10 protein-coding genes are annotated in these 11,351 nt (G+C 48.0%); 8 read left to right on the top strand and 2 right to left on the bottom strand.

All coding sequences use genetic code 11. The features are described from left to right. Positions 1-129: 129 nt before the first annotated feature. From A3751_RS23855 to A3751_RS07455, 4 genes are all read left to right on the top strand, one after another. The gene (locus A3751_RS23855) at positions 130-2,697 is read left to right on the top strand and encodes a DNA translocase FtsK (RefSeq protein ID WP_068453908.1); all 2,568 of its coding nucleotides are present in this window, start codon (positions 130-132) and stop codon (positions 2,695-2,697) included. A 94-nt stretch (positions 2,698-2,791) separates the two neighbouring features. Then, a complete protein-coding gene (locus A3751_RS07465; protein WP_068453906.1) occupies positions 2,792-3,442 on the top strand; it encodes an outer membrane lipoprotein carrier protein LolA in 651 nt (216 codons plus the stop codon). 18 nt (positions 3,443-3,460) lie between these two features. Further along, positions 3,461-4,801, top strand: a complete 1,341-nt coding sequence (locus tag A3751_RS07460; protein ID WP_156492314.1) for a replication-associated recombination protein A — start codon at positions 3,461-3,463, stop codon at positions 4,799-4,801. A 158-nt stretch (positions 4,802-4,959) separates the two neighbouring features. After that, positions 4,960-5,619, top strand: coding sequence for a hypothetical protein (locus A3751_RS07455; RefSeq protein ID WP_156492313.1), 660 nt, complete (start codon positions 4,960-4,962; stop codon positions 5,617-5,619). A gap of 44 nt (positions 5,620-5,663) precedes the next feature. Here the strand turns inward: A3751_RS07455 and A3751_RS07450 are convergent, their stop codons facing one another. Both A3751_RS07450 and A3751_RS07445 read right to left on the bottom strand, forming a co-directional pair. Beyond that, positions 5,664-7,145 carry an amidase gene (locus A3751_RS07450; RefSeq protein ID WP_068453898.1) on the bottom strand — a complete coding sequence of 494 codons (1,482 nt, stop codon included), beginning with the start codon at positions 7,143-7,145 and terminating at the stop codon, positions 5,664-5,666. Further along, complete coding sequence (locus A3751_RS07445) at positions 7,139-7,453, bottom strand: DUF962 domain-containing protein (protein ID WP_068453897.1); 315 nt, start codon at positions 7,451-7,453, stop codon at positions 7,139-7,141. The genes A3751_RS07450 and A3751_RS07445 overlap by 7 nt, the downstream gene beginning before the upstream one ends. Positions 7,454-7,716: 263 nt before the next feature. On the opposite strand from A3751_RS07445, the gene A3751_RS21765 reads away from it, so the two are divergent. The 4 genes from A3751_RS21765 to A3751_RS07430 all read left to right on the top strand — a co-directional run. Then, positions 7,717-7,989 carry a hypothetical protein gene (locus A3751_RS21765; RefSeq protein WP_068464889.1) on the top strand — a complete coding sequence of 91 codons (273 nt, stop codon included), beginning with the start codon at positions 7,717-7,719 and terminating at the stop codon, positions 7,987-7,989. Between the two features lie 33 nt (positions 7,990-8,022). Then, the gene (locus A3751_RS21760) at positions 8,023-8,658 is read left to right on the top strand and encodes an AraC family transcriptional regulator (RefSeq protein WP_156492312.1); all 636 of its coding nucleotides are present in this window, start codon (positions 8,023-8,025) and stop codon (positions 8,656-8,658) included. 261 nt (positions 8,659-8,919) lie between these two features. Next, entirely contained in the window at positions 8,920-10,299 is a 1,380-nt protein-coding gene (locus tag A3751_RS07435; protein ID WP_068453896.1) for a parallel beta-helix domain-containing protein, read from the top strand. Between the two features lie 88 nt (positions 10,300-10,387). Further along, positions 10,388-11,351, top strand: a 964-nt coding sequence (locus A3751_RS07430) for a hypothetical protein (RefSeq protein ID WP_156492311.1), incomplete at its 3' end; no start/stop codon positions are given.

The following is an 11,351-nucleotide window of genomic DNA, read 5'->3' as shown; positions in this document are numbered from 1 at the left end:
TAAATCCTTTTCTATACTATTGGTTAGTCTCGCCCGAAATGCGCCCGTTTTGAGTGGTTTCGAGCATGCTTCAGTATATGAAAGGTGAGCGTTTTGAATGCAAATACAATCTTGGGCCAGAAAACAACTTTGAGTCAGAAAAAAGCATTGAGCCAAAGCACGACTGCGACACCATCTGACCAAAAGTTTCATGCCTACATATCGCAAGGTATACGCGAGGGCGCGTTAATTCTAACAGTTGCTCTGTGTGCTTTTTTGTTGATGGCGCTCATTTCTCATAATAGTAGCGATCCAAGCTGGACGAGTACGGGTACTAACGCCACGCCACTCAATTACGGTGGAAAAGCCGGAGCATGGCTCTCAGATATTCTTCTCTATTTCTTCGGTAATGTTGCTTACTTATTTCCTGTTTTAATCGGCTTTCGTGCCTGTTTGATTTTCAAGTATCGAAAAGAAGTGCGAGAGGTCTACTGGCCTTTGGTTAGCATTCGTGTGATCGGCTTTATTGTTACTATGATGGGAGCAACTGGATTGCTCGCTATGTATCAAATTCATGGCTTGGAAGAGCACGCAGGCGGTATCTTGGGGCGTGAATTTTCCACTTTGATGCTGAACACGTTTAATACCCTAGGCAGTACGTTGCTGCTAGTCTCGATGTTGCTTTTTGGTCTAACCGTCTTTACCGGCATATCTTGGCTTGGCTTGATGGATCGTACAGGCGCGTTGACCATTTCGATTGCACGTATTGTTGCCAAAGCATCTCAGCGAAGTTACTCATTTCTTCTTCACCACATTGAAGTTCGGCGAGACCTTCGCGCTGAGCGAAAGGCTGAGCAAGATAAGTTAAAACAGCATGAGATGCCTTTGTCGAAGAATGCATCGACGACGGAGAAAAGCAAAAGCGAATACGCTGAAGGGTCAAGCAAGCTTAAAAAAGCATTGTCAGCGGTCACCCAACCTCTTAAGCGAGAAGACAATAGTGAGGAGCTTGTATTAGACGGAAGAAAAGAGCCGCAGCTTGAGGGTGCATCGAAGGTAGTGATTAAACAAGCAGCGAAGCCTGCCCAGCCATCGGCTTCAAAGGATGAGAGTGCTAAGCCTGGCATCAAAATTTCTCCGTTTGTTAAGAAGAGCAAGCAGGGTAAGCGCCTGGAAGAGGAGCAGCAGGGCAGTTTATTTATTGGTCAAGAGTCGACGTTGCCATCGCTCACCTTGCTCGATCCCGCAGAGACGAACAAAAAGGATGGCTACTCTCCTGAAGATCTCGAGAATATGTCTCGTTTGCTAGAGGTGAAGCTGGCCGACTTTGGCGTGAGTGCAGAGGTAGTCGAGGTCAATCCTGGGCCTGTAATTACGCGTTTTGAGGTGCAACCTGCCGCAGGCGTTAAAGTCAGTAAAATTAGTAATCTCGCCAAAGATTTGGCGCGCTCGCTTGCAGTAATGAGTGTTCGGGTTGTTGAGGTAATTCCAGGTAAATCCGTCATTGGTATTGAGATACCGAATGAACATCGCGAAATAGTGCGCTTTAGCGAGGTGCTGACGTCAAAAGATTATGATGACGCGCCGTCTCCTCTGTCTCTTGGGCTGGGTAATGATATTGCCGGTGATCCGGTCGTTGCCGATCTGGCGAAAATGCCACACCTGTTAGTAGCGGGTACTACAGGATCGGGTAAGTCTGTTGGGGTAAATAGTATGATTTTGAGCATGCTATTCAAGTCTACCCCGGACGAAGTGCGTTTTATCATGGTCGATCCGAAGATGCTCGAGCTCTCCATCTATGATGGCATTCCGCATTTGTTGACGCCCGTTGTGACTGACATGAAAGAGGCGGCAAACGCCTTGCGCTGGTGCGTGGCTGAGATGGAGCGACGTTACAAGCTAATGGCCTCCTTAGGAGTGCGAAATATCGCTGGCTACAACCGTAAGGTGAAAGCCGCTGAAGAAGCTGGAGAGCCTTTACTTGATCCTTTGTGGCAGCCTGAGGAGCACCTGCTGAATGAAGAGCAGGAGCGACCTGCGCTTGAAACATTGCCATTTATTGTCGTCGTCATTGACGAGTTTGCCGACATGATGATGATTGTCGGTAAGAAAGTTGAGGAGCTAATTGCAAGGATTGCGCAGAAAGCGCGTGCTGCAGGTATTCATCTTATTCTAGCAACGCAGCGACCATCCGTTGATGTGATTACCGGTTTGATCAAGGCCAACGTGCCAACGCGAATTTCCTTCCAGGTCTCTTCGAAAATTGATTCTCGAACGGTTTTGGATCAGGGCGGTGCAGAGCAGTTGCTGGGTCATGGGGACATGCTTTATATGCCTCCGGGAACCAGTGTTCCGGTTCGGGTTCATGGAGCCTTCGTTGATGACCATGAAGTGCATAAAGTGGTTGCCGATTGGAAGCAGCGTGGCCAGCCGAACTACCTTGAAGAGGTTCTCACTGGAGGCGAATCTAACGATCCTGTTGCAGCAGCGTTTGCCGATGGCGGTGGAGACAGTGAGCAAGATCCTTTGTTCGACGAGGCTGTCGCTTTTGTAACGAAAGCCCGACGGGTGTCTATTTCATCTGTTCAGCGTAAACTCAAAATTGGTTACAACCGCTCAGCGAATCTGGTTGAAGCCATGGAACAGGCAGGGGTTGTTAGCGAAGCGGGTCATAACGGTTCTCGTGAAGTACTTGCTCCGCCGCCGCCCGAGGATTAAGCGCTTCGCTTACCAAGCCTTAAACTTTTTCTGTTTTCCTCTATGATATGCTGCTCACTCTTAACTGTAACTCTTAAGAGTGAGCGCGCTTTCTATGCCCAGAATTTTCCGTACGATACTTCTTTTTTCTGCCGTTTGTATCTCGGTATTGTCCTCAACAGACGTCTTTTCTGACGAGCGACTTGCCCTTGATAAGCTCGTTGACTTGCTCTCTTCATCTCGAGACATTCAAGGTGATTTCGTGCAATTTATGGTGGATTCAAAAGGTACGCGCGTACAGGAAACAAAAGGCTCGTTCAAAGCAAAGAAGCCTGACTATTTTTACTGGGAAACCAAGGCGCCATTGGCGCAGCAGATTTTTGTCTATGACGGTGAAATAACGGTCTATGATCCTGATCTCGAGCAAGCAAGTGTGCAGGTTTTAGGTGATGACTTTTCGGCCACTCCAGCGCTTTTGTTTAACGGGGATGCGCAAGGTATCGCCCGGGAATTTATTGTGGAAGAGAGAGCGGGTTCAGAAGGGGAGGCGCAGTTCCTACTCTTTCCTATTGAAGATGGCAGTTTATTTGAAGTTCTCCGCGTTCGATTCAAGGGCAGCGAGCTAAGCGATCTTAGAATTAGCGACTCGCTTGGACAAGACACCACAATTAGCTTCATTCAAACGTATGTTAATTCGGGTTTAAAGCCTTCAGACTTTCAACCCGTCTTACCCGAGGGGACCGATGTTATCCGTCAGTCCGACTAGCATTTGGCAGGCTTGATTATGGACGATCTCTTCACATCGCAAAATGCTTATCGCCCCCTTGCTGAGCGGATGCGGCCAAAGCATATCGATGACTATCTAGGGCAGTCGCACTTACTGGGCGACTCAGGGCCTCTGCGCAAGGCGATCGAACAAAAGATTCTCCACTCTATGATTCTCTGGGGCCCCCCAGGTGTTGGTAAAACAAGCTTCGCACGTTTATTGGCAAGCCATTTTGATGTTAATTTTCTTTCGATATCGGCTGTTCTCGGAGGCGTCAAGGAGATCCGCTCGGCTGTAGAAAATGCAAAGGGCGTGATGGCAGCAACCGGTCGCTCAACGATCTTATTTGTCGATGAGGTACATCGGTTCAACAAAGCGCAACAAGATGCCTTTTTGCCTTATATCGAAGATGGCACCTTTATTTTTGTCGGCGCAACAACCGAAAACCCGTCTTTTGAATTGAATAACGCATTGCTCTCGAGAGCGCGCGTTTATGTTTTGAATGAGTTAGATGATGACGCGCTCGCGCACTTGATCGACAAGGCCCTATCTTCGGCCGATGGTTATGCGGGTGTCGATATAGATTTCCCAGATGCGTTAAGAAAGGCGCTGGTGCAATCATCGAATGGCGACGCACGGACTTTGTTGAACTTTCTTGAGCTTGCTGTTGATCTCGCTGAGCCGATTGGTGAGCGGAAGGTGATCACAGAAGACACCTTAGTCGCCATTATGCAAACAAGTCTGAAGCGCTTTGATAAAGGCGGCGACTTGTTTTACGAGCAAATCTCGGCACTGCATAAAGCCGTGCGAGGCTCCGATCCGGACGCGTCTCTATATTGGATGCAGAGAATGCTTCAAGGTGGCTGCGATCCGCTTTATATTGCGCGGCGAGTAGTGCGTATGGCTAGCGAGGACATTGGAAATGCAGATCCGCGGGCGCTCACGCTCGCGATGAACGCTTGGGATGCCTTGGAGCGCTTAGGACAGGCTGAAGGTGAGTTGAGTCTTGCGCAAGCGGTCGTTTATCTTGCAATCGCCCCTAAGAGCAATGCTGTGTATACCGCTTACAAGCAAAGTAAGGCCTTTGTTAATGCGGATCGACACAGAGATGTGCCGATGCATTTGCGTAATGCGCCCACTAAGCTGATGAAAGAGCAGGGCATGGGGCTCGAATATCGATATGCTCATGATGAACCGGGTGCATTTGCGGTGGGAGAGTCCTATTTTCCGGAGGAACTGGATGGAACCGAGTTTTATCAGCCGGTTGAAAGGGGGCTTGAGATTAAAATCCAGGAGCGCCTCAACCAATTACGTGACCTAAATCATCATGCTGCAAGCAAACGATATCCGAAAGAATAAGTCGGATGAGTGCGTGTATGAATATCGGTATGAATACGAGGATGTATGCGCCTGAGCACGTTTTTGCCCTGAGCTCTTAAGTATACTGCTTCGCAAATCAAAGGGAGTTTATTCGCTTCATGAAGCGCTTGCTGTTAATTGTAATTTCTTTGGCGTTTATGCCAGTAGCGTCTGTGTATGGTGCCGGTGAGGGGCAGCCTTATTACGGCGGTATTGAGATATTCGCGACCCAGTCTGAGCTAGTTTCAGAAAAAGACCTAATTGAAACGACTGCTTTTTTTGTAGAGCAAGAAGGATTAGGAACGCTTGAAGATCAGCGCCTTTTGACCTTTGATGACGCTGGAAAAGGCAAGCGTATATATATGGGCGTTAGTTCGGCGCCAGATTGGGATTGGGAGTGGGGCTACGTCGATTTCGGTAAAACGAGTGGTCGTTACCAAGGGGACTCAAGCTCTTCCACTTTGGATATGAAGACCGATGTGAAAGCAGAGGGCTGGTTTCTCCACTTTCAGTACACGCCAAGAATTACCGAACGCCTAGAGTGGAATTTGAAGCTTGGCATATTGCGTTGGGATGGTTCACGTTATTCAAGAATGACGATGGTTGATCCTGTGCGCAATCCCGTCGAGAAATTTGAATCGATCTCAGGGATCGACGAGTACTTTGGTACCGGCTTGCTATACACCGTCAACGAGCGTTGGAAAATTCGTGCCGATGCCAACCGTTATATGCTTGCCGACGACCAAGTCGATACGTTTAGTATCGCTGCCCAGTTCTGGTTTACAGGAAGACTTATTAACAACATCTTTGATTATTAATAAGCGATTCTCAAGGTTGAAACCTTAGGCCTTAGTCCCGCGACCTAATCAATCTGTGGCGGGACGAAACCAAACCCTGCATTCTCAAGTAATTCTCCAAAATGCAGTAGCTGCTCTTCGCTATGGTGCGGCGCAGCCACTGATATTCCTACTGGTAGGTTCAGTTTTTCATCTAGACCTGATGGCACGCAAAGCACAGGTAGACCAAGTAAGTTATAGAGCATGACGAAGGCGAAGCAGTAGTCGGTATAGCTGTAATGCTGACCTTCAAGCTCTATATCCTTGTGCTTATGGTTATGTTGAAACGCCGGTCCGACGCTTGTCGGAGATAGAATAAAATCATAGTCGTCAAAGAGTTGATAAAACTCTGCAATACATTCTTTCTGTTCCAGTAAGGCTTTGGAATATTCGGCGAAATCTAAGCTCAAACCTTCCGCAAGCTCTTTCTTCGCGTTGATGCTAGATCGCTTGAGGTCTTGCCCGAACTTAAACTGCATGACTTTGCGGATTGCCCAAGGAAAATCCTGCCCGCAAACAAAACCAAATATTTTGACCCAGCAAGCTAAGCTTCGCTCGACTAATTGTTCATCCACCTTGATCTTGGTAACGCTTGCACCTTCTTGCTCGAGTTTTTTAACGATCCTGTTTAGCCCTTCTTGGGTCGCTCTGGAGCAATGGATATCTTTGATTGAGTCAAAGTAAGCGATCTTGTACCCGCTGAGATCATTATGGTGTGCGGTATTCGTTTCCACCTTCATATACTGCTGATATTGCACAAGCGGTTGATAGCAAACGCTATAGATCGCCTTTAAGTCACCCATTGTGCGAGCAAGGGGGCCGGTGCTGTTTAATGCAGTAAAACCATTGCCTTTGTTTGGCATTGGTGGAATGTGGCCATCGTGCACATGGCCATTGGTAGACGGCTTCAATCCGAACAAGCCACAAAAGTTTGCCGGATTTCGTATAGATCCACCGATGTCGCTTCCGATTTCGGCATAAGCGAACTCGGCCGCAAGGCTCGCAGCGCCGCCCCCAGTGCTTCCGCCGGGCGTCCTATCAGTGTCGTAAGGATTGCATGCGGTTGGGTAGAGTGGTCCAAAGCTTTGGCAATCAGAAAGCATTGTCGGAATATTTGTCTTTCCGATAATGATTGCGCCTGCATCTTCGAGTCTTTGGGCAAGTATTGAACTTTGCTCTGGTTGATAGTTCTTGAGTGGCGGGAAATTCAACGTCGTTGGGGTGCTTTTGTAGGTAAATGACTCTTTGATCGTCACGGGAACACCATAGAGAGCTGAGTCTGCGTACTTCTCTGCATTGGCAGACAGATAACGTGCTCGCTCACGGGCGCTCTCTCTAAAGTCTTGAACGATCGCGTTGATCCGTGGGTTTAGCAGGTCAACGCGCGCATAGGCACTTTCCACGGTCTCTTCAATCGTCGCAGGAGACGTTTTGTGCTGCGCAACCAGCGATTCGATATTTGGACTTTGGAGTTCGGGGGGTATGAGAATTTCGTTTTTATTTACCACGGGATTCTTCGCGTTAAGATGTCTTTATACATGACCCAATCTCCCATCAGGCTATAGATTGGATACTTGAATGTTGCTGGTTTGTTCTTTTCAAAAAAGAAGTGACCAACCCACGCAAATCCATAACCGATAAGCGGGAGCAGCCAAAGCCAAGCCCATTGCTGCGTGGCGAAGGCATAAGCAAGGACGAACAGCACCAAAGTACTACCGACAAAATGAAGGCGTCTGCACGTGAGGTTGGCGTGTTCAGAAAGGTAGTAGGGGTAGAACTCCGAAAAGCTCGAAAATCTTTTCTCAGTCTCGTTCACTGTATGCCTCTATTTATAGTTGTCTAGGCTTTGCGTTTCATCTTACGTGTCGATCTTATATCTAGATTGCTTCAGATCCAATAGTTCGGGAGTTTGATCACGTAATAATATTCCGTTGCAGGTATATTGGCTCGTTAATTTTTAGAACGCAGTATTAATGGTGGTTTAAGATGCTTCTTGCCGGGTTTTGTCTTGGATGTATAACAATCATATTTTTATCCGTTTGGAAGGACTCTCGGCATAGGCCCCTTGGAAAGCTATTTATGGCGCTTTTAGTAACCGCAGCGGCCTTTGTAGTGCATGACTACGTGCCGAAAGATTGGCGCTGGTTAGCGGGGGATATAATGACCGCGTTACCCGCCTTGTTTTGGGCTATCTGCGTACTAGGTTTCACCGCTTCTCCTGAGGAGCATAAAGCTTTGCTTCCCGTCGCCATTTTTAGCTTTGTGGTTCCCGCGTTGGCGCGCCCCTTTGGTGCTAGTAGCGAATCTATGGGCTTGGCACACAACCTGTTTTGGGACCTACCTCAGTATTGAGAATATGTTGTGATTTGCGGGGGGGTGTACGCTGTGATCTCCGGCTGGAGTGGAGACTTAGTTGAGGAGCGCCGAAAGCTTCGAGCACTTGTTCTCTATGTACTTGGTATTACGGCTCTTGTTGTCACTGTTCATCTCAATTTCGGTATGGGGCGTGACGTTCCATTTTTCGCGGTCGCGCTCTGTTGTGCAGTATGCGGATATATCATGCTAGTGCCGCGTGCAGGTTCTTTTAAGATCTATAGAGTGCCGCAGTCTGGTATGAAAATAGACGAGACTGAAGACAAATCTGCCTTGGATCAGGCCGTGAAAAACGCAGCGATGGAGGAGCACAGTAAGCTTGCGATGGCCCTTGGCTATTTAATGGAAAGTGGATTTTATCGTAACGAAAACCTTACCTTTCGCCGCTTGGCCGCCAGACTCGATGTGCCGGAGCATCGGCTTAGAAAGTTAATCAACGAGCGTTTCGGGTACCGAAACTTTAGTGACTATATTAACCAGTTGCGGATTGAAGAGGCGTCTGAACGTTTGCTTCGCGAGCAGGATACGCCTATCCAAAATGTTGCCTTGGACGTGGGTTATCGTTCGTTGAGTTCGTTCAATCGTGCTTTTAGGCAAATACAAAGCTGCACGCCCACCGAGTTTAGAGCCAATAACTCAAAAAACTAGGCGCTGATCTTGATGATCAGCTTCACACTTCTTGCAATTTTGATCATGCTAAATACATCAATTAAATCAATAGCTTGCAGTTTTTGATTAGCCTGCTTCATAAATTGCTCAGCCTATTTTTATCATTTGCACAAAGCCTTAGAAATTGCACAGCGATATTCGTTGTCTCGCACTCTTAAAGTTTTTTTAGTGTGTCTTCAAGCAAGGCTAGTTACCCAAATGTCTTGCTAACCGTCCCATAAAAAGAATGAGGTAGAAGACATGTACTTAAAACCACAACCTGGGTGGTCAAAGCTGAGTTTAGCGGTTGCCGTCGCTGGAGCACTTTCACTAGGTGGCTGTAAAGTCACGATAAAAGCCGACGAGGGTGAAGTCTCTGATATTGTCGACTCTGTTACTGATAACGCTGTGTGTCGAGATGACGACGGCAACAAAGTTGAGTGTGGCAACTCAGATGGCGGAAGCGCTACAGTGCTATCGGCCTCTGGTTACGAAATCCCGGAAGATGCAATCTTTGTTGCAGCAGATGCGCGAGACGGAGATGACATCACCGATGCGATCAACCTTGCTCTTTTTGAAGTGCCCGCAGGCAGCACCATTGGTTTGCCAAAAGGGACGTTTAAAGTAAGTAATTCCATCATCGTTTATAACGCAAACGATATCACTTTAATGGGTTACGGTATCAACGATACCGTGCTTGATTTTGATGGATCATCTGGCGACGACGGCTTCCGTTTCGAAGGCGGTTCGGATCTTATGGTACGGGATCTTGGCGTTTACGATACGAATAAGAACGGCATCAAAACGGTTGGTTCAAATGGCGTGTATTTTTCTCATGTCGCAGCAGTTTGGACGGTAGGTCGTTTGTCTGACGAAACGCCAAAGCGTTTGCTAGCGGACAGCCCTGGGGCTTATGGCCTATACCCAGTGAACTCCAAAAACATCGTTATCGAAGATACATTCTCTTGCGGCTCACGTGATGCAGGTATTTATGTAGGGCAGTCTGAAGATGTTGTAGTACGTAATAACCTCGTGGAGTACAACGTAGCAGGTATTGAAATCGAAAATACCGAGAACGCTGACGTTTATAATAACGACGTATACGATAATACCGCGGGATGGAGCCCCGTCACACGTAATATCAATATCCACAATAACTCCCTTTCACAAAACTCTACTGATCCGGGTGGCAAATTGCTTGAAGAAGCCGGTGTCATTGCGGGTTACGAAGCCTACTACGGAGCAGGGAGCTTCCCCGACATCCTTTATGGCGGAATTGGTGAGCTACTTGCGAATGCGGGTGAGCTAGCGCCACTCGGTATTGCACCTTATGCAGCTGATGGCTCCGACAATGTCTGTGAAACAAATAACTTTGAGGCGCAACAAGGTGCGGCTGATGAAGCTTCTGTCGGTCTGGTTTATGGCACGAATCCAATGGATCCAAACAACTGGGTTTGGGATGGAACGCCGGGCGCGAGCAACATTCTTGGGCCACAAGCAACGCTTTCTCGAGAGTTGTTATCTGCAAACGCAAATATGAACTGTTCTCTTCCTAGGCTAGCGGGTTCTTCTGTGGTCTTCAGAGGCGAAGAGTTTGGCTGTAACTCGGATGATCTCGACGAGTACGCGTGCTCTTTATAAGGCATTTCAGTGCGAGGAGGTAGCGTAGCTGCCTCCTGTTTTTTCCTAAACAAGTTCGCGTTGATAAGACCTTAAAGGGGTGTTACTGATGAAAAACGCATTTTTAAACAGCATGGTTACCCGATTGCCGGTGTTTCTGGCGATCGCCTTCATTACGACGGCATGTAAGATCGTCATTGACGACGGGAATACGGTGAAGAAGGACGACACCGGTTCTGATACAGCCTCATGCTCCGGCACATCTGATGGTGTTAAGTGGGAGGCACTTCTTGCAGAGAATTGTCCGAACCTTTCGGACTACAATCTATTTGCCGATCCAACAGATCCAACAAGCGGTCCTAACTCTGGAGGATTGCCTTATGATTTGACTACGGCATTGTTTACCGATTACTCGAGTAAATACCGTTATGTATTTATTCCTGAGGGCGAGCAGGCGAGCTATTCGCAAACTGAAGCTTTGGATTTCCCTGTGGGTACGGTGATCGTTAAAACGTTTGCAATGCCCGAGAACACCGCATTTCGTGATGGTGCGGTGCGTGTTATCGAAACGCGTCTTTTGATTCATCGTGCAGATGGCTGGGTAGGCCGTCCGTATGTCTGGTTTGATACCGAAGGTAATCCAACCAATGATGCCCGTCTTGCGATTACTGGTGGCAAACTTGACCTAACAACGACGCATGAAGGTGCTGCGATGGACATTGAATATGCAGTTCCATCGGTCACGCAGTGTACGGCCTGTCATAATATCGTGCCACTTGTCGATCCGGGTCCAGAACGGCCTCCTATCGCCAAAGTAATTGGGCCAAAAGCGCGTTATCTAAACAAAGACTATGATTACGGCGATGTGATCGAAAACCAGCTCACTCATTGGTCGAATGTCGGTAAGCTTGTTGGTGTGCCTGCGGACTTTAATGCGATTGAGAAAGCGCCAGAGTTTTCTGATCTGACAGACGTGTCTGCGATGAGCGACGCAGATGTCGCAATCGCAGCGAAAGGCTACCTAGACATCAACTGCGCGCATTGTCACCGTGCGAACCTTGGCTTGCCACAGT

The organism is Oleiphilus sp. HI0080, assembly GCF_001635135.1.
Note: the sequence above shows the minus strand (reverse complement) of the source record. Positions and strands in the feature narration are given on the sequence as shown.